At 45.5% G+C, this 24,047-nt stretch carries 18 protein-coding genes; 3 read left to right on the top strand and 15 right to left on the bottom strand.

Annotated features, from left to right (window positions below):
• Nucleotides 1-55: 55 nt before the first annotated feature.
• From ABIC22_RS21200 to glgB, 3 genes are all read right to left on the bottom strand, one after another.
• Nucleotides 56-1,762 (bottom strand): right-handed parallel beta-helix repeat-containing protein, encoded by a 1,707-nt coding sequence (locus tag ABIC22_RS21200; protein WP_354483552.1) that lies wholly within the window; start codon nucleotides 1,760-1,762, stop codon nucleotides 56-58.
• Nucleotides 1,763-1,900: 138 nt separating this feature from the next.
• Nucleotides 1,901-3,343, bottom strand: coding sequence for a glycogen synthase GlgA (gene glgA, locus ABIC22_RS21195; protein ID WP_354483551.1), 1,443 nt, complete (start codon nucleotides 3,341-3,343; stop codon nucleotides 1,901-1,903).
• Nucleotides 3,340-5,352 (bottom strand): 1,4-alpha-glucan branching protein GlgB, encoded by a 2,013-nt coding sequence (gene glgB / locus ABIC22_RS21190; RefSeq protein ID WP_127536735.1) that lies wholly within the window; start codon nucleotides 5,350-5,352, stop codon nucleotides 3,340-3,342. Before glgB ends, glgA begins: the two co-directional genes overlap by 4 nt.
• Before the next feature lie 196 nt (nucleotides 5,353-5,548).
• Between glgB and ABIC22_RS21185 the strand changes: the two genes are divergently transcribed.
• Nucleotides 5,549-6,775, top strand: a complete 1,227-nt coding sequence (locus ABIC22_RS21185) for a glucose-1-phosphate adenylyltransferase (protein ID WP_354483548.1) — start codon at nucleotides 5,549-5,551, stop codon at nucleotides 6,773-6,775.
• 129 nt (nucleotides 6,776-6,904) lie between these two features.
• On the opposite strand, the gene ABIC22_RS21180 is transcribed toward ABIC22_RS21185, so the two are convergent.
• The 5 genes from ABIC22_RS21180 to ABIC22_RS21160 all read right to left on the bottom strand — a co-directional run bounded on the left by ABIC22_RS21180 (nucleotide 6,905) and on the right by ABIC22_RS21160 (nucleotide 12,392).
• On the bottom strand, nucleotides 6,905-8,356 hold the full coding sequence (locus ABIC22_RS21180) for a sensor histidine kinase (protein ID WP_354483547.1): 1,452 nt from the start codon (nucleotides 8,354-8,356) through the stop codon (nucleotides 6,905-6,907).
• On the bottom strand, nucleotides 8,353-9,051 hold the full coding sequence (locus tag ABIC22_RS21175) for a response regulator transcription factor (RefSeq protein ID WP_095286490.1): 699 nt from the start codon (nucleotides 9,049-9,051) through the stop codon (nucleotides 8,353-8,355). The genes ABIC22_RS21180 and ABIC22_RS21175 overlap by 4 nt, the downstream gene beginning before the upstream one ends.
• Nucleotides 9,044-10,360, bottom strand: a complete 1,317-nt coding sequence (locus ABIC22_RS21170) for a hypothetical protein (protein WP_154893825.1) — start codon at nucleotides 10,358-10,360, stop codon at nucleotides 9,044-9,046. The genes ABIC22_RS21175 and ABIC22_RS21170 overlap by 8 nt, the downstream gene beginning before the upstream one ends.
• Nucleotides 10,361-10,382: 22 nt before the next feature.
• Nucleotides 10,383-11,108, bottom strand: a complete 726-nt coding sequence (locus ABIC22_RS21165; RefSeq protein WP_127536731.1) for a phosphonate ABC transporter ATP-binding protein — start codon at nucleotides 11,106-11,108, stop codon at nucleotides 10,383-10,385.
• A gap of 84 nt (nucleotides 11,109-11,192) precedes the next feature.
• Complete coding sequence (locus ABIC22_RS21160; RefSeq protein ID WP_354483544.1) at nucleotides 11,193-12,392, bottom strand: MFS transporter; 1,200 nt, start codon at nucleotides 12,390-12,392, stop codon at nucleotides 11,193-11,195.
• A gap of 203 nt (nucleotides 12,393-12,595) precedes the next feature.
• Here ABIC22_RS21160 and ABIC22_RS21155 point away from each other — a divergent pair, with 203 nt between their 5' ends.
• A complete protein-coding gene (locus tag ABIC22_RS21155; protein ID WP_127536729.1) occupies nucleotides 12,596-13,516 on the top strand; it encodes an ArsR/SmtB family transcription factor in 921 nt (306 codons plus the stop codon).
• A gap of 45 nt (nucleotides 13,517-13,561) precedes the next feature.
• Nucleotides 13,562-14,326, top strand: a complete 765-nt coding sequence (locus ABIC22_RS21150) for an HAD family hydrolase (protein ID WP_354483542.1) — start codon at nucleotides 13,562-13,564, stop codon at nucleotides 14,324-14,326.
• Between the two features lie 55 nt (nucleotides 14,327-14,381).
• Here the strand turns inward: ABIC22_RS21150 and ABIC22_RS21145 are convergent, their stop codons facing one another.
• The 7 genes from ABIC22_RS21145 to ABIC22_RS21115 form a co-directional block, all read right to left on the bottom strand.
• Nucleotides 14,382-16,712: a type IA DNA topoisomerase gene (locus tag ABIC22_RS21145; protein WP_354483540.1), complete on the bottom strand. Its 2,331-nt coding sequence runs from the start codon at nucleotides 16,710-16,712 to the stop codon at nucleotides 14,382-14,384.
• Nucleotides 16,713-16,837: 125 nt separating this feature from the next.
• Nucleotides 16,838-17,329: a ferric iron uptake transcriptional regulator gene (gene fur, locus ABIC22_RS21140; RefSeq protein WP_281280768.1), complete on the bottom strand. Its 492-nt coding sequence runs from the start codon at nucleotides 17,327-17,329 to the stop codon at nucleotides 16,838-16,840.
• Between the two features lie 248 nt (nucleotides 17,330-17,577).
• Nucleotides 17,578-19,065, bottom strand: coding sequence for a glutamate synthase subunit beta (locus ABIC22_RS21135; RefSeq protein ID WP_095286483.1), 1,488 nt, complete (start codon nucleotides 19,063-19,065; stop codon nucleotides 17,578-17,580).
• Nucleotides 19,066-19,698: 633 nt separating this feature from the next.
• Nucleotides 19,699-20,187: a dihydrofolate reductase gene (locus tag ABIC22_RS21130; protein WP_127536727.1), complete on the bottom strand. Its 489-nt coding sequence runs from the start codon at nucleotides 20,185-20,187 to the stop codon at nucleotides 19,699-19,701.
• A 27-nt stretch (nucleotides 20,188-20,214) separates the two neighbouring features.
• Complete coding sequence (thyA, locus tag ABIC22_RS21125) at nucleotides 20,215-21,009, bottom strand: thymidylate synthase (protein WP_095286481.1); 795 nt, start codon at nucleotides 21,007-21,009, stop codon at nucleotides 20,215-20,217.
• A gap of 275 nt (nucleotides 21,010-21,284) precedes the next feature.
• Nucleotides 21,285-22,700 (bottom strand): dihydrolipoyl dehydrogenase, encoded by a 1,416-nt coding sequence (lpdA, locus tag ABIC22_RS21120; RefSeq protein WP_095286480.1) that lies wholly within the window; start codon nucleotides 22,698-22,700, stop codon nucleotides 21,285-21,287.
• A gap of 3 nt (nucleotides 22,701-22,703) precedes the next feature.
• Complete coding sequence (locus ABIC22_RS21115; protein WP_154893821.1) at nucleotides 22,704-24,020, bottom strand: dihydrolipoamide acetyltransferase family protein; 1,317 nt, start codon at nucleotides 24,018-24,020, stop codon at nucleotides 22,704-22,706.
• Nucleotides 24,021-24,047: the final 27 nt, after the last annotated feature.

The raw sequence follows: 24,047 nt of genomic DNA, 5'->3' as shown, positions 1-24,047 counted from the left end.
GATCCATGCACCCTTTCCTCGATCTGGTGTTTAGGAGGTTTTTTTATGATAATTGCTAAACCTTGGTCCCCTTGATATTACCATTGGCATCGACAGTGACTCTCCAGCGTGTGGAATTGGGTCCTGTCAGTACAAGGTCGTTCACCAGTTGGTAGACAGAACCGTTATTGTCCTTAACCACATCAATCACGACGTTTTTTCCATTCGAAAAAGCACTGGACCCGAATAAATATCGACCAGTGGCACTAGATGATACCAGCAACACATTATCTTTAATAATGTTATTTTCCACAACCCGATTAACATTATCAAAATGGACTGCCCACCAATTCCCATCATAGTTCATGCGATTGCCGGTTATAACGCTGTTTGATCCACGAATTTTCAGTGATGTGCCTTTACCCGAAATTGAATTGCTTGCGAATGTCACATTGTCATTAATGCTGACCATCCGGTCAGGATTGGTCGTGACAAAACCAGGCTGAATGATATTGCTGGTGGCGACTACCCCATTACTCAAGTCCATTGCAATGCCTGCTTTGGCAATATAATTGCCTTTGATGATGATGTTTCCGTCTGCAATGATCCCCCAATGATTGCCATTAGGAATCACGATATTATCGGAGATAACGCCAATATCCATGCCTTCAATTCCGTTATTGGTTCTTGCCTCAATGGCTGCTGTAGGATTCGACCTCAAAATAGTATCAATATAATTGCCCTGAATCACAAAAATATGGTTGCTCTCATCATTTGGGTTGAATTGGGAAGGGAGAAAGGAGACAGAAACTACAGAGCTGTTTCGAATATTACTGAAGAAGTTTGAAGTGACAAATGCGCCTCTAAAACCGATAAGTCCTACGCCAAAAGCTGTTCCAATCACACTGTTGTCATGGATATGCAGGCTCCGGGCCCCTGTCTCGCCACCTTCATTGTTACATGTAATGCCTCCACCTACTTTGGGCACATTGGACCCTTGCTGGCCTGCTGTAAACGTAGTATAGTCTGCATCGGTTGACAATACGGGTGTATGAAGAAAGTTTGTCGTTACAAATACGTTCCAGGTTGCTTTAATGAGGATCCCATCACCCAAGTATCGGTAGCAGTCATTTTGGCTAATGATGACAAAGGCCAGATTGGTCCTCACTGCAATGGGCTCTTCACCCAAGTGGTGAAGCTTGTTGTTTCTAATGATAACATTTCTTGAAGGATTCTCCTGACTGGTTGAACCATTAACGCCAATGCCGTCCGTAAATTTGCTAATATCATTATTCTGTAATATAACGTTGCTTGAATTCTCTACGTAAATGCCTGTTCTTCCTTTGGCCCATCCAGCCTGAGTTGTACGCCTTAACGTTAGACCGCTTACTTCAATGTGGTTGCTGTTCTCGAAGCGTAAACCCTGATCCGATACTTCCAATATGGCTCCCGGATGAGCTCTGATGGTTACCGCTTTTCCATTAAACGTATAAAACCATCCCGATTTGATGACTTTGTAGTGTCCCGGCGTGAATAGTAAGATATCACCTTCTTGCGCTGAGTCAAAAAAAGCTTTGATCTGTGCGGATTGGTCAGTTCCATCACCCGGAGCGAAGTTTCTAACGTCAATGATATTTCCAGGGATAGAAGATTCAACCGCTGCAATATTCCCCAAAATCTGACTAAACATTGCGTTCATCTTGAGAGGATCAAATGTTTCATTCCCACCCCATGCCTCCAGATTCGGATTATAAGTGGAGGTGAAATTAATATGATTGGCCATTTTACCAACTCTCTTTCATCCTTTTTTTCAACCTCATTCACTTCATTCGACCTCTACAGGGCATTCCAACATGGCTCCGGATTTACTCTGCAAAAAAAGCCACAGTACAATATATACTGCGGCTCCGTGGTTTGGTCATTATTTTGTATTCTCAACAGTAATGCTGCGATAAATGTCCATGTATTCATCAGCCGAAACATCCCAGCTGTAATCCCCGTTCATGCCATTTTTCACAATCTTCTTCCAGTGGTCGGGCTCGCGATACAACCTCTCTGCACGACGGATCGTATTCATCATGTCATGTGCGTTAAAGCTGGTAAACGAGAAGCCGTTCCCTTCACCGCTGAACTCATTGTATGCCTGCACGGTATCGTTAAGACCACCCGTTTCACGGACAAGCGGCACACTGCCATACCGGAGTGCTAACAGCTGACTTATGCCACACGGTTCAAACTTGGAAGGCATGAGAAATATATCACTTCCTGCATAGAAACGACGGGATAATCCATCGTTGAACTTGATTTGGGCTGACATTTTTAGTGGATAACGATAGGACGCCTCCCGGAACCAATGCTCATAGGCAGGATCCCCAGTTCCCAATACGGCAAACTGGATATCGTCGTAGTACAACAGCTCATCCAATATGCGACAAACGAGATCAAGTCCTTTAGAGTCAACAAGACGGGTAACCATTACCATCAATGGTGCATCCGGACGGACAGGCAGCCCAAGCTCCTTCTGCAGCTCAATCTTGTTCTCCGTTTTCTTGGATAGGCTTGTTCTGTACTTAACCGGGATTTTGTTATCCGTCGCCGGGTTGTAACTCTTGGTATCAATACCATTCACAATTCCGGTAAAACGTTCGCCAAGCGAGCTAAGCAAACCGTCCAAGCCATAGCCATAATAGGAAGTTTTCACTTCCTGTGCGTAGGTGGGGCTTACTGTTGTTACATGGTCTGAATAGACAATACCTGATTTTAGAAAATTGACATTACCATAATACTCTGCGCCATCTATGGTGAAATATCGGTCGTCCAGTTCAAGCAGATCGCTGAATAACGAATGTGGGAATACACCTTGATACAACAGATTATGTATGGTGAATACGGTACGTATCTCACTATAGAATGGCTCATGTGCATAATGCGCCTGCAGCAGCAGCGGAATCATTCCGGCATGCCAGTCATGACTATGAAGCACATCCGGCTTGAAGTCCAGAAGCGGCAATACCTCGAGTACCGCGCGATTGAAGAAAGCAAATCTCTCCCCATCATCCATATACCCATAGACACCGTCACGGCCAAAGTAATATTCGTTATCGACAAAATAAATCGGGATTCCGTCATGGACGAGCATTTCAATGCCGCAGTATTGTCTGCGCCAGCCGAGTGGAACATCAGTCACGATAACCGGCTTCATGGCCTCCTTATATTCGTCAGGGATCCCTTTATATTTGGGTAAAATGACACGAACATCTGCCCCAGCCTTTTTCAAGGCTTGAGGCAAAGCTCCAATAACGTCAGCGAGTCCACCCGTTTTGATAAATGGATGGCCCTCGGCAGCAGCGAATAAAAGTTTCACGCCTTTTTCCCCCTTTTTGATTTGGCAGTGGTCTTATTTGTATTTGTATTTTTGAGTGCTTTTGGTCTGACAGAAGCGACTTCATTTGCTGTCTCATCCGTTTTCCGACGTGTATTCTTTTTTAGAATAACCACGCTTAGCGGAGGCAAAACAATCTCCAGACTGTGGGGATGGCCATGAAAAGGAATCTTTTCGGTAGCTATCTGCATATCATTCAATATACCTGATCCCCCGTAATCGGGATGATCACTGTTCAGAACTTCGGCATACATACCGGGACGCATGACACCAATCCGGTAACGCTCCCGCTTGACCGGCTGGAAGTTAACAAGCACAAGGAGTGTATCCGCAGGTTTTTTTCCTTTGCGAACATATGAAATGACACTTTGGCCATGGTCCTCCGGAGTGATCCATTCATATCCGTCCAGGGAATGATCAAGCTCCCACAAAGCTTTTTCGCTCAGGTACAGCTCAGACAGGTCACGTTCAAACTTGTGGAGTTTGCGGTGACTGTCATAATCCAGCAAGAACCAATCCAGTTCATCCTCATCTTTCCATTCAATAAACTGGCCAAATTCTCCGCCCATAAAGAGCAGCTTCTTGCCTGGGAAAGTCATGAAGTAACCCAAGAAAGCTCGCATGCCATCAAACTTTTGTTCGTACGATCCAGGCATCTTGTCCAGCAAGGACTTTTTGCCATGTACGACTTCGTCATGCGACAGAGGCAGCACATAATTTTCAGAGAAGGAGTAAACCACAGGAAATGTCAGCAAATGATGCTTCGACGGACGATCGTGGAAATCGGTTTTCATATAATCCAGCGTATCGTTCATCCAACCCATGTTCCATTTATAATTGAATCCCAGTCCGCCTACGTCCACAGGAGATGTGACCATCGGCCATGCACTGGACTCTTCAGCCATCATCAGCGCATAAGGATAGTACTTGAAAATCGTTTCATTGAGTTGCTGCAAGAAGGCAACAGCTTCTTTATTTTCCAAGCCCCCGTCTGCATTGGGACGAAATTGGCCAGAATGCTTTTCAAAGTCAAGCCTTAACATGCTGGTAACCGCGTCTACACGCAGACCATCAAAATGATACATTTCCATCCAGTACAGCGCATTGGAGATAAGGAATGAACGAACTTCCGGTTTCGAATAATCAAAGCTTAGTGTTCCCCACCCTGGTTTCTCAGCCAGCAATGGATCTGCATATTCGAACAGCGGTGTTCCATCAAACAAACGCAGACCGTGGGCGTCCTTGGCAAAGTGTGCAGGCACCCAATCAAGCAGTACACCTATTCCAGCCTGATGCAGTGTATCCACTAAATACATTAGATCCTTAGGACCTCCAAAACGGCTTGTCGGGGCGAAGAAGCCCGTACTCTGATACCCCCAGGAAAGGTCATAAGGGTGTTCACTGAGCGGCATCATCTCCACATGTGTGTATTTCATCTCTAATAAGTAAGGAACGAGCAGATCCGCGATCTCTCTATAACTGTATAAAGAGCCGTCTTCCTTGCGCTTCCATGTTCCGATGTGCATCTCATAAATATGTAAAGGCTTGTTATATACAGCCCTCTGTTTCCGTCTCCATGCACCATCGTTCCATTTGTATCCCTGGATGGAACTTGTGATGGAAGCCGTGCGAGGCCTAACTTCGGCATGAAATGCATACGGATCTGCTTTCAGCAGTTCTACTCCGTTTTCCGTTAAAATACGGAATTTGTATAAAGTTCCTTCACTGATTTCCGGAAAAAAACGAGTCCAAAATCCAGAATCGGGTATCTTATATAAAGGTGCCTGTTCACCTTTCCAATCATTGCAGTCAAGAGCCAGCCCTACTTCTTTGGCATTTGGAGCCCAGACGGTGAAGCGATACCCCTGACGATGATCCTGAGTCGCAGGCTGTGCGCCTAATATTCGATAACTGTGATGAAGGTTTCCTTCATGAAACAAATAGATATCCTCCGGCGAAATGGCCGGATCTGCCAATGGTTGAATGGCCAAGAGATCACCTTCTTCCCCTAGAAAATAGATATAACGTTAATCATTACCCCATTCTAGCCAAGTTGAAAAGAAAAATGACGTGTTTAAAAAAATGTTGTAATTTTACAGGAATTTTACAGTATACATCGTTTCAACAGCACCACTTTGCGTTTATGTAAGTACTACACTGGACAAATATCTTGGGAGGGAAACGATTATGTTTAATAAAGATTGCATCGCTATGCTGTTGGCGGGAGGAGAGGGGAAAAGATTAGCCCCATTGACCTCAAGTATTGCTAAACCCGCTGTACCGTTTGGCGGGCACTACCGGATTATCGATTTTCCTCTCAGCAACTGCGTAAACTCAGGAATCGATACGGTTGGAGTATTGACGCAGTACCAAGCTGAATCTTTACACGAACACATTGGTGGAGGAGAACCGTGGGGACATGGGAATTCGGAAGAGGCAGGAATCTCCCTGCTTCCATCTTATCATACAGGAAATGACGAATACTTGGGAACGGCGGATGCCATTTATAAAAATATCGACTATATTGACCAGCAAAACCCCGAAAATGTTCTAATTTTGTCGGGAGACCACATTTACCACATGAATTATCGTGACATGCTGGAATCCCACAAAGCAAATGAAGCTGTTGCGACCATTTCAGTCATGGAAGTTCCTTGGGATGAAGCACATCGCTTCGGAATTATGGCTGCGGATGAAAATATGCGTGTGACCGAATTTGCGGAAAAGCCCGCTGAACCAAAAAGTAACCTGGCTTCCATGGGTATTTACATGTTTAACTGGGAATATCTGAAACGCCACCTTTTGCTGGATGCGGCTAACCCGAATTCCAGTCATGACTTTGGTAAAGACGTAATCCCTCAAATGCTTAATGAAAACAACTCTCTTTTCGTGTATAACTTCGATGGTTACTGGAAAGATGTTGGTACTGTAAAAAGCTTGTGGGATGCACACATGGATCTGCTGCATAACGAAGAAAACTGGAGCCTGCACAAAGAACACTGGCCGATGTTCACTCGTGACTGGAAAACCAAAATAAGTGCTCACAAAGCTCGTCATTCCCGTGCTGAGCATGCGTCCTCCATGGTCCATGAGTCATGCGCCATTGAAGGTCGTGCAGAGCGCTCTGTTATCTTCTGCGGTGCTGAAGTAGGAAAAGGTTCTGAAGTTAAAGACAGTGTTATTATGCCAAACGCCCGTATCGGTAGAGGTGTTCATATCGAACGTGCCATTATTGGTGAAGGTGCCATTATCAAGGACGGCGCCATCGTCAAAGGCACTGCTGATGAAATTGTCGTTGTAGGCCCTAATGAGATTGTATCTGCCAAACCGGCAGTCCGCACTCAGCCTGCACGTATTCTGAAAGAAGTATATGAGAAAACCGGTCGCTTGCGCGCTGGCGAACTCTCTTCATAATACACCAAAAAAGGCAAGCCGATAATGGCTCGCCTTTTTTGGTGCATTCAGAATGTGTCAATGGTAATCGGGTGTCTATTCGCCTTTGCCTGTATCTGAATCCGGTTTAATGTGTTGTGCCCCGCTCTCTTATTGCGTTTCTGAAGCGAGTTCATTCACCTGATGCTCAGTTACGATCTCTTCTTCCGGCAAAGCGGGCAGTTCTATCGTGACGGTTGTACCCGATCCGAGTTCACTTTGTATCGTAATCGTTCCTTCATGCAGCTCCACGAGTTCTTGCGTAATGGCAAGCCCCAATCCTGTTCCACCATTCTGGTGATTGACCTGGAAGAATCGATCACGTACTTTGATGAGATGCTCCTCGCTAATCCCGATCCCGGTATCCTGCACAGCTGCTATGATCTTTCCGTCCTCTTCTTTTACCGACAGATAAATCCACGAATTTTCGTGTGAGAATTTAATTGCATTATCCACGATGTTCAGGAATACCTGTTTCAGGCGATTTCCATCACCATGCACGTTAAAAGCACGGGTCTCATCTGTGTCCAGCTTCAAATGTATTTGCTTTTGTTCCGCTTTGGCCCAAACGTTCAACATCGTTTCCTGCACGATCTCACGAATGCTGACCGTACCTTTGACCAGCTTCATCTGATTTTGCTGCAGTTTGGAGAAATCCAGCATCTCTTCGACCAGCCCGATCAAGCGTTCTGTTTCTTTCGAGATAATGCTCATGCCAATACGTGTCTCATCCGGATCATATCCGCCTGAATCCAGCGTTTCACTCCAGCCTTTAATGCTAGTCAGTGGTGTTCTGAGCTCATGAGAAATGGATGAGATAAAATCATCCTTGATCTGGTTACTGCGAACGATCTCATGAGCCATAAAATTCAGTGTGGATGCCAATTCGCCAAGTTCGTGCTTATAGTTCCCTTTGACTCTGACATCCAGACGTCCTCTCGCCATCTGGGCAGATACCGCGGTAATATTGTTAATGGGACGGACGATGGAGTTCGCCATACCAATGCTGATAATCAGAACAATGGCCATAACAGCAATCCCCACGGCAACGGCAAGCAATCCCATGACAAGCAGCTTCGAGTTTACATTTTCGAGTGAAGTCAGATATCTTACAATGTACGTATTCTCCCCACCCAGATCAAGTTTGTGCGAAACGGCCATGACTTGCTCACCGGTGCCCGGTTGTCTGCCTACCCACCGTCCCGTATTGCCATTTATGGCCTGCATGATATCACTTGTCTGCATTACAGCCCGGTCAGACTCGAAGGCCGCAGAGCTGGCAAGAACTCGTCCGTTGAGATCAAGAATTTCGAGCTCTGTGCTGGATAGTTCCAGGTTCGAAAGCAACTTCGACAGATTACCATTATCCGCATTATCCTCGCGGGCAATGGGCTCCAAAAAGTCTTTTGACATGGAAATATGAGAGCTGATGGTATTGTAGATACTCTCGTAATAATACCGCTGCACCGCAAGCATAAAAATAAATTCCACCAATAACAGAGCAAGCAGAACTACGAAAAAATAATGTAGTACGATCTGCCTGGTGATGCCTTTTTTAATCATTGCTCCCGGCCCTTCCATTTATAACCGTGACCCCATACAGTCTGCAGGTATTCAGGTTCGGAAGGATTATTCTCGATTTTCTGGCGTAAGCGGCGAATGTTCACATCCACAATTTTGGGATCTCCCATATATTCCTTGCCCCATACATGATCCAGGAGCAAATCACGGCTAAGTGGTGTATTCTCTTTTTCCAGGAAGAATTGAATAAGTGAAAATTCCGTTGGAGTCAATTCAATCAATTCATTTTGTTTTTTAAATTGTTTGGAGATCAAATCAAGAGAAAACGGCCCCGATTGGAATGTGACCTTAGCTGCAGTCTCCCGATGCACATTTACTCTGCGCAGCAAGGATTGAATGCGTGCGATCAGTTCGGTCGGGCTGAATGGTTTGCTTACATGATCGTCTGCTCCAACAGAAAGAGCATATACCTTGTCCTGTTCCTGAACCTTGGCCGTCAAGAAAATGATGCCCAAACGTTCATTGGTTTCACGGATGCGACGACACACTTCAAAACCGTCAATTCCAGGTACCATGACATCAAGAAGAGCCAGGTCAATATCTGGTACAGTTTGCAAGATGCGAAGTGCTTCATGCCCATCTCCTGCTTCAAGCACTTCGAACCCGTTTCTCTTCAAATTGATAACGATAAAACTGCGGATGGATTCTTCATCCTCAAGAATAAGTACTTTACTCATTTAGTTCTCCCTTTCTGTTCAGCTGAGACATATTATCAAGTAATCCATCATTACTATCCTGCGCATTACGTGAAGCAATCACCCGGTCGTTTGTTCGGGTAATTTCCTTCCATCTCTTTCCTTTCTCCTGTTCCCACTGAGAAAGCGTGAAATATTTAATTTCACCCACGGTTTCATCCGTATCAATCATTTTAAATCGAATATATTTTTCCTTTTCCGATTTGGTGTCGATTGTAATCTTGCCGTACCACTCAGGTTTTAAGTTTAAATGAAACAGATTGGCATCATCACGGTACTGGAATGAGACAAATTCCTTTCCATCCTTGCCATCCCATTGATAAAAGGTATAAAACCACATGCGGGAGTCAAACACGTAATGTTCCCAGCCTTTTGGCGTTTCCTTTAGTCCAAACTCAATAATACCATCATTGTTGAAATCACCGCTTAAAATTTTGTCATCTCTATAGGTTTGATCAGGTGATTTGAAGGCATTTACCAGTTTGTTATCCTTCACATAGATCAGTTGTGAGAAAGAACTGCGGTCATCCAGCTCTGCGTCCAGCACAATACCCATCTTATCCTTGGCGATTTCTCCTCCAAGCGCATTGTAGATCTCTTTAACGGTATAATCGGTCTGCAGCCGATCAACTTCCTTAAAGCTGCCTTCGTCATACTGATACAACGCTACACTTGCAAACCCACTGTTATTTAGGGCTACAATGGCAAAATCACTTTTTCCATCCCCATTCATGTCCAGTGTGTTACCTTGCAGATCATCAATAATATACTGGTTATAAGGGACTCCACCCAATACCTGCTCAAGTGCACCGCCATTATATGAATACGCCGTCAGTGCTTTTTGGTCTTGCAGACTCACACCGAGTATGATATCCGGGTTCCCATCGTTCGTGATATCCAACACTTTAAAGGATTGCAATTCACTTCCCGGAACGTCAAACGTTAGCTTCTTAACCCACGTATCTCCTTGTTCCTCCAGGAGCATGCCATGGATACGCACATTCTCATTGGGTGTTTCGTAAAATACGATAGCTTCGCGCGTTCCGTCCCCGTCGAGATCTTCAACACGGATCATGCTGGTGTTGTTCATGTCTTTGGGGCGAATCAGATTGCTCTCTGGCGGCTGCTCTTTCTGAACAACGTAAAACAATTTTTCTTTGTCCGTGGACAGCATGGGTTTTTTCATCAAGCCCTTGGGGTCGCTTATGACCGTACATCCGCTAAGAACGGAGCCGAGCACCACCGTCACTGCTCCACACGCTAACAGGCGCCCCCATCTTGAGTTAAGCAATTTCATCACTCATTTCAATAGTTTAAATCATGTTTTTTTCCTTCTGTGTCAGTCTACGTCCACGTATATCAAAGGCAATCTTGCCTTCTGCAAGACCCCAGATGCGAGCTGCATGTTTCTCCGCCATCTCAATTGGTAAAACGGCAATAACCGTTGCCCGTTCCTCTTCGCACAGTTTCCGCAGTGTCTCGAGAACAGTATCGGCAGTATGTGGGTCAAGCCCAATTACTGGTTCATCCGCGAGAATGACTTTGGCCCCATGGGCGAGTGCACGGGCAATCGCTACACGCTGCTTCTCACCACCGCTTAGCTTTTCTGCGGTTTGATGAGCTTTATCCAAAAGTCCGAGTCCTTCAAGATAATCCATGGCACCCATGTAATCATCGGAACGGACCATTCCAGTCACCATTCTCCACCAAGGCGTCTGACCAGACCGACCGATCAATACGTTTTTGAGTGCTGACTTTCTAGGATAGAGCTGAGGATTCTGTTCCAAGTATGCCCATTCACGCTTAATTTTCCGTTTGCCGGACCAGCCTTCTTTCAAAATTTCGACACCGTCAACCGTAAATCGGCCGCCATCCCATTTCTCCATCATGGCCAGGCACTTGAGCAGCATGCTTTTTCCACTGCCGCTTGAACCGACTACTGCGATCATTTCACCTTGTTGCATATCAAATCGTATATCCCGTAGAACCGGAACACGGTCCGCTCCAACGGATTTACTCAAATTCTCAACTCTGATCATCGCGATGTCTCCTCTTGTCCATGTTTTTCCCTACTATATAGTGTACTCGGAAATGGACATCAATTTCCATGCGAACACCAGCTTCTATTTTAACACAGAATGAGAACTTGGTTTATGTTGGAACAGGACACCTGCGGCACCAAAAAGCAAATAAAAACAACCAAGCAGGATAAACATGCTTCCGGGTGAGATCCAATTGATCATCTGACCACCCAAATTCGGTCCCAGAATACTGCCTATCGTAAAATGGAACGAGGCCACGACGTTCGCTGCAGGAAGAAGTGCCTTTGGCAAAATATCTGCTGCATAGGCAAGTCCAAGGGAGAAAAAGGACCCTACCAGCCCACCTGCTACGGTCAGTAATACCAGCGTCCACCAGAAGTGAGTTCCGGCCACTGGTACCAGCATGAACATAACCCCGCCTGCAATACCAGCAGACATTAACACTTTTTTGCGTCCAAAGCGGTCACTGAGGATGCCCAGAGGCAACTGCAGAAACAATCCTCCAATTCCCACAAACGGCAGTAAAGATGAGATCTGATTGGCGTCTAAACCAATCCGCAATCCATATACCGGAAAGTTGCTGTTCATCCCGGCTTCCATATAGCCATAAAGTAGAGCTGGTATTAACGCATACCATGCCCATGCCCAGCTGCGTCGGAAGCGGCGTTCCGGGAGCTGACCATGCTCTGCTTTTTCCGGTTTGGTATCAGGAAGCTTCATTAATACAAGCAGGAGCACAGCCCCCATACAAACGAAAAGAACCCAGAACGGCACTGCGTCGCCAAATCCGAGCAGCTTGATGCCCAAAGGCCCGATACTGAAGCCAAGTCCGTAGGACATGCCATATAGGGATATGTAACGACCTCTCTTTTCGGGTGCCGTTACGAGAAGGACCCAGAGCTGAGCAGCATAATGTAAAGCACTATCGCCTATACCAACGACGAGACGAAGAATAAACCATATTTTAATATCCGGTAAATACGGAAAAAGAATCAGGGGAAACATAACAAATAGCAGGCCGCCGACAATCAGCTTTTTAAAACCAACCGCTCCGAGCAGCCGTTCAGCGACCAGAGTCATTGCAAAGGAACCTACATACAGCGCTGCTGCATTGAGGCCATTCAACCCTGGTGATACCCCTTTTTGCTCCAGAAAAATGGATAGTACGGGAAGCAATAATCCTTGGCTAATCCCTGCTACAACTATAACGATGATCAGGATGAGATAGTTGGATGTAGAATGTGATGATTTTGCGACATTAATAGATGACACGAATTTCATTCCTCCTGCGGACAACCAAAAGAAAAATCGCCATCGCTGACGACTTTTCGCATGTTATTCATATTCATATGATAAAGCGCTGCTTCACCGGTGCATTTGCCCCGGACTTGAACATTATAGTGGACAACGCCCTGCAAAACAAGCCATAATAGTACATAAGTCGCTGCGTACATTTAGATGTGACGGGAGGATTCTGCATCGTTATGACTTATCATGTCAAGATTGATGTTTCACCGATATATGAAATGCTGAACAGTTTTCTTGTATATGTCACGAAAAAATGGATTCAGCATCTGGATGTTGGACCCGAATGGATTCTTGAAGTGGAAGGCAAACTAAGTTCCAACGTACGTGCTGCTCTCGCACCTGCGTCGACTTGGCCTTTTGATGATTTTGATGTTTTGTTCGCATGGGCTGCCTACCGGACCTGCTCTTCAGAGAATCAGGATTTTCTGCATATGCTTGCGAGTCTGCCTGCAGAGGAATTATTTGCACGTGTATCTCCTCTTCTGCCGAGTATTACAATAGAAGAAACAAATCGTATTCGGGACAGTTACGTGCCGCTTCTACGTCTCTGGGACCAGCATTACTGCCAAAATATAAGTGACGATTATCGTACCTGGCTGGAAGAGGACGCTCATGAGAAGCGAATTCTTTTGGAGAAAATGGGACCTGAACTGCTTATTGAATATGCTACAGCAGGTGTTATTGTGGAGCCAATGCCCGGATTAGATGAAGTGATTCTATTCCCCACAGTACATAACCGTCCGATTAATATCTACTGCTTCTACGAAGGCATGATGATTATGCAATACCCGGTTGATACTCCTGAAGAGAATGAAGATCAGCCGCCAACCTGTCTGCTGCGTTTTACACATGCTTTGGCTGATCCCGAACGCCTTCGCTTGCTTCGTTACGTATCCGATGAGCCAAAGTCGCTTGCGGAGATGTGTGAAGAATTGAACAAAGACGAAGACATGGTTAAAGATCAGGTTATGGCGCTACGTGTCGCAGGTTTGCTGCGAACCCATCTGCTCGGCAGTAACCGCAAAGAGAAATACAGTATCCGGCCGGATGGCGTGTCTGAATTGAACATGTTCCTGGAATCCTATATTCGCATATAAATGAGGATCTTACTGGAGTTGCCGGCTGCAAGGAGTGATTTTGAAATGAACACGATTAAACAGCATATCATTTTCGATCTGGACGATACGCTCGTCTATTGCAACAAATATTTCAACTTAGTCCTCGGTGAATTCTTCGAGAACATGCAGGAGTGGTTTGACAATCATGCATTAACCGTTCAGGACATTCGTGACAAACAACTGGAGATTGACGTGACCGGTGTAAACCAGGTCGGATTCGCCAGTCACCATTTTCCACAGTCTCTTATTGATACGTATCGCTATTTCTCTCAGAAATATGCAAGAGCCACTTCCACTGAAGAAGAAACGTTCCTCACGAAGCTTGGCATGAGTGTATATGATCGGGAGGTTGAACCTTACCCTCATATGGTTGAAACACTGGAAAGCCTGCAATCAGCCGGACATGCCCTCTATCTGTATACCGGAGGCGAAACGGTGATTCAACAACGGAAGATTGATCAGATGAAGTTATCCGCTTATTTCGATGACCGTATCTATATAAGGCAGCATAAGAACGTCGAAGCCCTTGAAGGCATTTTATCTTCCGGCCCCTTCGACCGCAAAACAACATGGATGATCGGAAACTCATTACGCACGGATATTTTGCCAGCGGTCACGGCTGGAATCCATAGCATATATATCAAACAACCAAATGAATGGCAGTATAACATTGTTGAACTTCAGACCAATCCGGAGACTTCGATGTACACCATCACCGCTCTGGAAGAGGTTCCGAAGATCATACATGAGAATATTCAGCAGCAGCAGCAAAAAAGGACCCTGGGTTAAGGGTCCTTTTTGTTTACATAAATCTGTGATTGCTTTATTTTTTTGAACTACCTTACTACTCCTGCCTTTCAGCTGACAGCTTGCCCGAAGATTGATCCTGCAGGATGATCCGGGCCTTAACCGTACTCCCGTCCTTACGTTTGAAAGACAGCACCTGTGTGCTTCCTTTCTCAATTAAAGACTTTAACATCGTACTGGTTATTTTTTTGCCAACGTACTCTTTCCAGATGACAAACCCACAGCCTTCCTTAAATCGCGTACACCCATAGCCTTTTTTTCCCTCAATAATCTGACCGGTGCATCCCGGCGAGGGACAAGATGCCAAGGGCTCACGAACACCGCCATTTGCCGAGCTCGCAGATGCAGTCTTTGCCATTGATACTGCTGTGTTACTCGATTTGGAGACAGACCCTGAAGACTGCCGTGATGATTTGGGAGCTGAAGCTGCTGTTCTCGCTGTTGTTTTCGTTCCTGATTTTGAGGATTTTGCTCCCTTACCTTTGCCACGTCCCCCGCGTGAATCTTCCCCAAAGGCGTCTGCAGGTGCAGGGGCTTGTACACGCACCTTATCAATGATGGACATGGTAAACTTCTTAACGTTCTCCATAAACTTGTCCTGACCGGCTTCCCCTTTGGAGATCTGATACAATCTTCTCTCCCATTGTCCAGTCATCTCCGGAGAGGTTAACAAATCAACTCCGGCTCGCCGAATCAATTCAATCGCTGTTCGGCCTTTTAGCGTCAACTGCATCTTTTTCCCCTGCATCGTGATATAACCAACATTTTTGAGCCGCTCGATGGTTGCAGCTCGTGTTGCTGGCGTACCCAGACCACTGTCCTTCATGGCATCTCGAAGTTCCTCGTTTTCAATCTGCTTACCTGCACTTTCCATCGCTTTAAGCAAAGTTCCCTCCGTATAACTTTTGGGAGGTTGGGTTGCTTTTTCCTTGAACTCGCTCTTGCTACACTGGACTGGAAGTTCTGGCTGCACAGAGAACGACTTATCCGTCCATTCTTCGGATTCTTCTTCCTCATTATTGTTCTTCTTCGTTTTTTTCTTTCCCGAGCCATTCTGCTCTTGATCTGTAGAAGGTAGAACAACTTTCCATCCGAGTGACAGCAGCTCCTTCACAGAAGTTTTGAACTGATGCTGCTCTACTTCAGTAAGTACGGTATGCTGCTTGTATTCTGCAGGCGGATAGAAATGAGACAAAAACCGTCGGACGATCAGGTCGTAGATGTTCTGCTCATCCTTCGATAATGTACCTGGCCGTTTCAACGTAGGCAAAATGGCATGGTGATCCTCAACCTTGGAAGGATTGCAGACTCCCTTGTTATTCTTATGAACCAATTCAGGTTTTGCACCAATGGCCAGTTCACTATAGGGCCCGTTCTTTAGCAGGTTTAATGTTTTGTGCATACCCTCAATATTCTGTTCCGTAACATAGTTGGAATTCGTCCGCGGATAGGAAATAACCTTGTGTTTCTCGTACAAGGCCTGTGCAATGTCCAGTGTCTTCTTCGCTCCATACCCATACTTGGCATTGGCTTCACGCTGCAGCAGAGTCAGATCATATAGTCTGTACGGATACTCCTTCGTTTGCTTCGCCTCATACTTGGTAATATGTCCGGTCTTGCCCTTCACACTGCTCGCTATCGCTTCAGCAGCTTCCGCGTCCGTGAGCTTGTCTCCTTGGCGTAAACCTCTGTACTCTACACCCTCCTGACGGAACCAGGCAGCGACTTCATAAAATGTTTGTGATTGAAATGCCTCAATCTCCATTTCCCGATCATAGATCAACGCAAGAACGGGTGTCTGTACACGTCCCACAGATAACAGCGCGTTATGCCTGGTCGTAAAGGCACGTGATGCATTCATGCCAATCAGCCAATCGGCCTCACTTCGGGCGCGAGCAGCATGAGTCAGATTTTCGAACTCTGATGCATCCTTAAGTCCGTCAAAGCCACGCTTAATGCTCTCTGCAGTCAGGTCCGAAATCCATAGTCGTTTAACGGGTTGACGCAGCTTCAACTGCTGTTGAATCAATGCAAAAATATACTGGCCTTCACGCCCGGCATCACATGCATTTACGATCGATGATGCTCGTTTGGCAAGCTCTCCAATGATCTTCAGCTGATCTTTGGTTCTGGGATTCGGCACGATTTTGAACTGATTCGGAATAATGGGTAGATCCGCAATATTCCATCGTTTGTATTTCGTATCATACGCATCCGGTTCAGCAAGCCCGAGCAGATGACCAATCGCCCAAGTGATAATGTAATGCTCACCTTCAAGATAACTGCGATTGTTCTTGGCTCTTGGTTCTATGACGGCGGCAATGGTTCGACCCATATCAGGCTTTTCCGCTATAACCAATGTCTTCATCCGTCCATCTCTCCTCCTTCACCGTCCGCATGACGGCAAAAAGGGGCCTTCCGCCCACGGAAGCCCCTTGCTTCTGAATCCTATTATATCAGATTTTGATTCCGGGAGCATCCTCCGTGGAACAATTAGCCTGCAGCTTGTTCATTTATGGCCTGCTTTTCCCGGCATTCCCTGCATACACCCTGAAAGTCAAGACGATGATCCGTCACGGCAAATCCGTATTGACGTTCAATCTGCTGCTCCAGACGAAGCAACCCATCTTCCATAATTTCTTCCACGGTTCCGCACTCTGTGCAGATCAAATGATGGTGATGATGGGAGCCATCTGTACTCCGCAGATCGAAGCGTGCAGCACCATCTCCAAAATTAATTTTCTCTACAACCTGAAGATCACTTAGCAGCTCTAGTGTCCGATATACGGTTGCCAGGCCGATCTCAGGAAACTGCTCCTTCACCAGCAGAAACACTTCCTCAGCACTGAAATGATCCTTTTCATGTTCAAGCAGCACACGTACCGTCACTTCACGCTGTTGTGTCAATTTATATCCTTTGTCTACCAATTGCTTTTTAATGTCAAATATTTGTTCTGAAATGGACTTCTCCCGGTTTCTTGCCATAGCTGTCGCACCTCCGGATTTAAATTCTCTATTTAACAATGTCATTTGTTGTCTTATTTATAATTATTATAATCTAATAATAAATCTTTACGACTTAAAAAGCAATGCTATACCGCACACTAGCCCAAATTATTTGTTACGCAATAGAGTTATGAAATAAAAAAACAACTCCCACTATAAGCGAGAGTTGTTTTTTGTATCACATCTTTTGTTCCGATATAATTTATGAAATTATTGCTTATTACAAATTAAGCAAGAACGGTGGCACCCATCAGGTATTTGTCTACTTCACGAGCGGCTTCGCGTCCTTCATTGATTGCCCACACAACCAGACTTTGTCCGCGACGCATGTCACCTGCAGCGAATACTTTATCCACATTGGTATTGTATTTGCCGTAGCGAGCTTTAACATTGGTACGACGATCTGTTGCAAGCCCCAGCTGTTCAACCAGCGTTTGCTCCGGACCATCAAACCCGATCGCGATCATTGCCATTTGTGCAGGGAAAACGCGCTCTGTACCAGGGATTGGCTGGTAGATCTTACGACCTGTTTCATCAACGATACGCTCGATTTGAATCGTATGCAGCTCTTTGAGGTTGCCCTCTTCATCTCCAACAAATTTGGTTGTCATGATGGAGAATTCACGCGGATCTTGCCCGAACAATGCTTTGGCTTCCTCTTGTGCATAGTCCAATGTGTAAACGTTAGGGAATTGCGGCCAAGGGTTGTTAATGCGATCACGTTCCATTGGTGCTTGGGTATGTGTACCAAATTGAGTTACGGTACGACAACCGTGACGGAGCGATGTAGCCACACAGTCCGAACCAGTATCTCCGCCACCAATAACGATAACGTCTTTATCTTTTGCAGAAATGTAGTTTCCGTCCTCCAGGTTGGAATCCAGGTAACTTTTGATACTGCCATTCAGGAAGTCCATCGCGTAATGTACGCCTTTCAAGTCGCTTCCTTCAATATTGAACTCCCGCGGCTTCGTAGCGCCACCACACAGCACAACTGCATCATACTCGTCCACCAATTGCTGAGCAGGAATATCCTTGCCAATCTCGGTGTTTGTCACGAACTGGACGCCTTCCGCTTCAAGCAGATCCACACGACGTTGCACCACTTTTTTGTCCAGTTTCATTGTAGGAATACCATACATCAGCAAACCACCGACACGGTCCGAACGCTCATATACAGTTACCGTATGGCCTGCTTTGTTCAACTGAGCTGCCGTTGCAAGACCTGCAGGGCCAGAACCAACGACCGCTACGCGCTTACCTGTGCGTTTCTCCGGAGGTTGGGGAACCACCCAGCCTTCTTCGAATCCTTTTTCGATAATAGCTTCTTCAATCGTTTTGATGGTAACCGGCTGGCCGATCAGACCAACGGTACAAGATCCTTCACATGGAGCTGGACAGACACGACCTGTAAACTCCGGAAAATTATTTGTTTTGTGCAGACGATCAAGCGCTTCTCTCCACAATCCACGATATACAAGATTATTCCATTCGGGAATCAGGTTATGCACAGGACAGCCCGACGTTCCGCCAATCATATCTATACCTGTATGGCAATACGGGGTACCACAATCCATGCATCGTGCACCTTGTGTTCTGAGCTCTTCTTCAGCCATATGTTTATGAAACTCTTCCCAATCCTTAATCCGCTCAGCCGGCTCCCTGTCCGCAGGCAGCTGCCGTTTGTATTCCATAAATCCAGTAGGTGTAGACATCTTACGTTTTCCCCCATCCGTTCTCGTCTTAATCCTTTCATTGGCATGGTTCTATATGAAATGGATTACTCATGCTGAGTTTTTTGTCTATTGTATCACAAAAACTTCTCAAAGATATTTCAATTATAGTAGCATTTCGACAACTGAATATTAAATGGATTATCCGCATAATTATTTGTATTTTATACATCATATCGTCAGGTTTAGCTGTGGTCAATACCCTTATTTTGGAGCTGAAAATGATGATCAAAAGTCTGATCTAACGTTTATTATGTCGAAAAACAAAAAGAACGTCATGTAAATGTGAGATAATTTGCCATTAAAATCAAGCAAGTCAGCCCTATACACCTCCCAATTCCGAATATTCACTCGAATTTAGGGCTTTACAACGGTAAATGCCCATAACTTTTATACTTTTTTACTAGTTATGTTGAAAAGCTTATTTTTGAGCCCCAATTTCTCATGGTTACAAATGTTATATTCGTGTAAACCACAAATAATGGTAGAGGGCAACCTACATTTTTAAAAATAATGAAAAAAGACGCTGTTCACGAATATATCGTCAATCAGCGCCTTTTCTATTTTTCATTTCACACATCAAATTTCAATGAATTATCATCTTAAAGGTTAGCTTCAGCGTTTGCGTTCATAAAACTCAAACGTATAGGCGTACACATTTTTCTCGTCCTGCTCGCCCTCAATCTGCTCCTTCAGCTCCCATTCGGACCAATCCACATCCGGGAAAAAGGTATCTCCCTCAAATTCCTCATGGATCCTGGTAACCACCAACCGGTCCGCCAGCGGGAGGAACTCACGGTATACCTGTGAGCCACCGATTACACATAGTTCCTCTCCTTTGGTAGCCTCCAAACCTTCTTCAATGGAATGCACCACTTCTGCCTGCTCTACCTTGTAGTTCAGATCTCTGGTGACCACAATATTCCGGCGCTGCGGGAGCGGCTTACCACCAAAGGATTCCCACGTATTGCGACCCATAATAATCGTTTTATTTAACGTACGTTGCTTAAAAAAAGCCATATCTTTGGGCAATCGCCATGGAATGGAGTTGTTCAAGCCAATAACACCATTTTCACCCATAGCCCACACAAGTTCAATACTCAAAATGCTACACTCCTTTTTCGAGTCTGCTTATACCGCAATTGGAGCTTTGATCCCCGGATGATGCTGATAGTTCTCAAACTCAAAATCCTCAAACTTATAATCAAAAATCGAATCCGGCTTACGTTTAATGATCAACTTAGGCAGCGCGAAAGGCTCCCGCTCAAGCTGTGTTTTCACTTGCTCCACATGATTGGAATAGATGTGCACATCGCCACCCGACCAGATGAAATCTCCCACTTCAAGGTCACACTGTTGGGCAATCATATGTGTCAGTAACGCGTAGCTGGCAATATTAAATGGCAACCCCAGGAATGTATCCACGGAGCGCATCGTAAGCATACAGGATAGTTTACCCTCCGCCACATAAAATTGAAACGCAAAATGACAAGGTGGAAGCTTCATGTTGTTAATCTCTGCCACGTTCCATGCACTTACCAGATGCCGGCGTGAATCCGGGTTATTTTTAATTGAATCGATAACTGCTGAAATCTGATCAATTTTCTCCCCGTTTGGTGCTTCCCATGTTCTCCACTGTGAACCGTAAACCGGGCCTAGATCGCCATTCTCGTCTGCCCAATCGTCCCAGATCTTCACTCCGTTTTCTTTCAGATAGGCAATATTCGTATCCCCACTCAAGAACCATAATAGTTCATGAATGACGGATTTAAGATGGATTCGTTTCGTGGTTACAAGCGGAAAGCCTTCTGACAGGTTATAACGAAGCTGTCTGCCAAACACGGATTGTGTACCCGTTCCAGTACGATCCCCTTTATGAACACCGTTATCCAATATATCTTGTAATAAATCGAGATAGTTTTTCAAGTTGATTTCCCCTCGCATCTCTATATATGTTGCCACTCAGTTCCAGATTGGTCTGAGTTACATCGTGTCTGATCATCTTAACAGTTTATCACACTGTGCACGATGGAAAAAGAGTTGAAAACACATTCAATTTTGCCCATGTTTACAACACAATGTACATGATATAACTCTACGGAAGCCTTCTACACTCACAAAAAAAGAGGCGAATAACGCGTTAGCGCTATTCACCTCTTGATTTACGTATGATGCCGGACGAGTCTGAAGCTTAGACGATATTAGCGGGAAATGATGTGGATCGGGTGACCCATAACCAGTTCCGCAGCTTCCATCACGATTTCGCCCAAAGTTGGGTGAGCGTGAATAGTCAGAGCCAGATCTTCCAGAGTAGCACCCATTTCGATTGCAAGACCAAGCTCAGCAATCAGGTTGGAAGCTTCCAGACCAACGATTTGGCAACCAAGTACAAGGCCGCTTTCTTCGTCAGCTACGATTTTCACGAAGCCTTCAGCATGGTTCAAAGATACTGCACGGCCGTTACCCGCATAAGGGAATTTACCTGCTTTAACTTTGTAGCCTTTTTCTTTGGCTTCTTTTTCAGTGTAACCTACGCTGGAGCACTCTGGATCTGTAAATACAACAGCTGGCATACATTTGTAGTCAACTACAGATGGTTGTCCTGCGATTGCTTCAGCAGCCACTTTACCTTCATAAGAAGCTTTGTGGGCAAGTGCCAAACCGGATACGATATCACCGATTGCGAAGATGTGAGGAATGCTAGTGCGGCCTTGGTGGTCAACTTTAACGAATCCACGCTCGTCAACATCAACACCGATCAGGTCCAAACCAAGCTCACCATCCGTGTTTGGACGACGTCCAACAGTAACAAGCAGGTAGTCTGCAGTTACTTCTTTGGACTCACCATTTACGGAATATTTAACAGTTACATCTTTGTCCGTTTGCTCAGCACTTTCAGCTTTTGCACCCGTTACGATTTCGATGCCTGTTTTCTTCATGTTTTTAGCCACAAGGCTAGTCATGTCTTTATCGAATCCTGGCAGTACAGTATCCAAACCTTCGATGATCGTTACTTTAGCACCGAATTTGGAGTACATTTGACCAAGCTCAGCACCGATATAACCGCCACCGATAACGATCAGGCTTTTCGGTACTTCAGGCAGGTTCAATGCTTCTGTCGAAGACAGAATGCGTCCGCCAAATGGGAAAGGCTTCAGTTCGATTGGACGGGAACCTGTTGCAATGATTGCATTTTTGAATTTGTAACGCGGAGATTCGTGATCGTTGAATACACGCGCTTCGTTTTCGTTGATGAACATGCACTCACCGTTGAAAACTTCAACTTTGTTGCCTTTAAGCAAACCAGCTACGCCGCCAGTCATTTTTTTAACAACGCCGTTTTTGAATTCTTGAGTTTTGCCGAAGTCCACTTTTACGTTTTCAGCAGAAATACCGAATGCTTCACCGTGAAGTGCATTTTCATATTGGTGTGCAGCAGAGATCAGGGCTTTGGACGGGATACATCCGCGGTTCAAACAAACGCCACCAAGCTCGGATTTGTCTACAATCAATACGCTTTGGCCCAGTTGAGCAGCGCGGATGGCAGCTACGTAGCCGCCAGGACCCGCACCAATTACTAATGTGTCGATATTGAGAGAAGCGTCGCCTACTACCATATCTTACACCTCCATAACAAGCAGCTCAGGGTTAGCGAGCAGCTGTTTAATGTAGTTCATAAAGTTTTGTGCTGTTGCGCCATCGATGATACGGTGGTCAAAGCTCAAGGAAAGAGCCATTACAGGTGCTGCAACAACTTCGCCGTCTTTGATAACCGCTTTTTCGCTGATACGTCCAGTTCCGAGGATTGCAACTTCAGGGAAGTTGATGATCGGAGTGAAGAACATACCGCCAGCAGAACCGATGTTACTGATGGAGATTGTGCTTCCTTTCATTTCGTTAGCGCTCAATTTGCCATCACGGCCACGAGCTGCCAGATCACGAATGGAATCAGCGATCATCCAGATGGATTTGCGATCAGCATCTTTGATAACAGGAACGATCAAGCCGTTGTCTGTATCTGTTGCGATACCGATGTTGTAGTATTTTTTGTAAACAATTTCGTTAGCTTCTTCATCAATCATTGCATTCAGAGCAGGGAATTGACGGGAAGCTGCAACCAATGCTTTAACGATGAACGGCAGATAAGTAACTTTCGTTCCTTTTTTCTCTGCGATTGGTTTCATGCGAGTACGGAAAGCAACCAACTCGGTTACGTCCACTTCGTCCATGATTGTAACGTGAGGTGCAGTGTAAGCCGATTTAACCATAGCATTGGAGATTGCTTTACGGATACCTTTGAATGGTACGCGCTCTTCTTCAAGGCGTTGGTCAGCTGCTGCCGCTGCTGGTGCAGATTTTTTCTCTTCTTGAGCAGGAGCTGCGGAAGCTGCTGCGGATTGGCCGCCACCATTTTTGAAGGATTCAACATCTTCTTTGGTTACTTTACCGTTGTTTCCAGTGCCGTTAACCTGAGCGATGTCTACACCTTGCTCACGAGCAAATTTGCGCACGCTTGGAGTTGCCAGAACGTCTTTGGCAGGTACTGCCGGAACGCTGTTGTTGCCGCCTTCTTGAGCTGCATCCGAGCTGGAAGCTGCTGCAGAAGAACCACTAGTGTCAGCTCCGCCTTGAGCTGCGTCTTTCTCTTGTGCACCTTGGTCGCCAGCAGGAGCGTCGTCTTGCTCAGGCAGTTCGCCTTCTGCATCGATAACAGCAACTACTTCACCAACATGACAGATTTGACCGTCTTTAGCGAATACTTCAGTAACTGTTCCGTTAACCGGACAAGGTACTTCTACTACCGCTTTGTCGTTTTGTACTTCCATGATGATATCGTCGTCAGTTACTTTGTCCCCGACTTTGATGTGCATCTTGATGATTTCGCCTTCGTGAAGGCCTTCGCCTAGTTCAGGGAATTTGTATTCAAATTTAGCCAACTGAAAAACCTCCTTGATTATGTGCTC

The organism is Paenibacillus sp. PvP094 (genome assembly GCF_040546835.1).
Classification (GTDB): Bacteria; Bacillota; Bacilli; order Paenibacillales; family Paenibacillaceae; genus Paenibacillus; species Paenibacillus illinoisensis.
The sequence above is the reverse complement of the archived record's forward strand: the minus strand, read 5'-3'. Positions and strand labels throughout refer to the sequence as shown.

Coding starts and splice junctions, on each gene's coding strand:
- ABIC22_RS21200 (WP_354483552.1), bottom strand. CDS start 1,762: ATGGCCAATCATATTAATTTCACCTCCACTTATAATCCGAATCTGGAG.
- ABIC22_RS21185 (WP_354483548.1), top strand. CDS start 5,549: ATGTTTAATAAAGATTGCATCGCTATGCTGTTGGCGGGAGGAGAGGGG.
- ABIC22_RS21180 (WP_354483547.1), bottom strand. CDS start 8,356: ATGATTAAAAAAGGCATCACCAGGCAGATCGTACTACATTATTTTTTC.
- ABIC22_RS21175 (WP_095286490.1), bottom strand. CDS start 9,051: ATGAGTAAAGTACTTATTCTTGAGGATGAAGAATCCATCCGCAGTTTT.
- ABIC22_RS21165 (WP_127536731.1), bottom strand. CDS start 11,108: ATGATCAGAGTTGAGAATTTGAGTAAATCCGTTGGAGCGGACCGTGTT.
- ABIC22_RS21160 (WP_354483544.1), bottom strand. CDS start 12,392: ATGAAATTCGTGTCATCTATTAATGTCGCAAAATCATCACATTCTACA.
- ABIC22_RS21155 (WP_127536729.1), top strand. CDS start 12,596: ATGACTTATCATGTCAAGATTGATGTTTCACCGATATATGAAATGCTG.
- ABIC22_RS21150 (WP_354483542.1), top strand. CDS start 13,562: ATGAACACGATTAAACAGCATATCATTTTCGATCTGGACGATACGCTC.
- ABIC22_RS21145 (WP_354483540.1), bottom strand. CDS start 16,712: ATGAAGACATTGGTTATAGCGGAAAAGCCTGATATGGGTCGAACCATT.
- fur (WP_281280768.1), bottom strand. CDS start 17,329: ATGGCAAGAAACCGGGAGAAGTCCATTTCAGAACAAATATTTGACATT.
- ABIC22_RS21135 (WP_095286483.1), bottom strand. CDS start 19,065: ATGTCTACACCTACTGGATTTATGGAATACAAACGGCAGCTGCCTGCG.
- lpdA (WP_095286480.1), bottom strand. CDS start 22,700: ATGGTAGTAGGCGACGCTTCTCTCAATATCGACACATTAGTAATTGGT.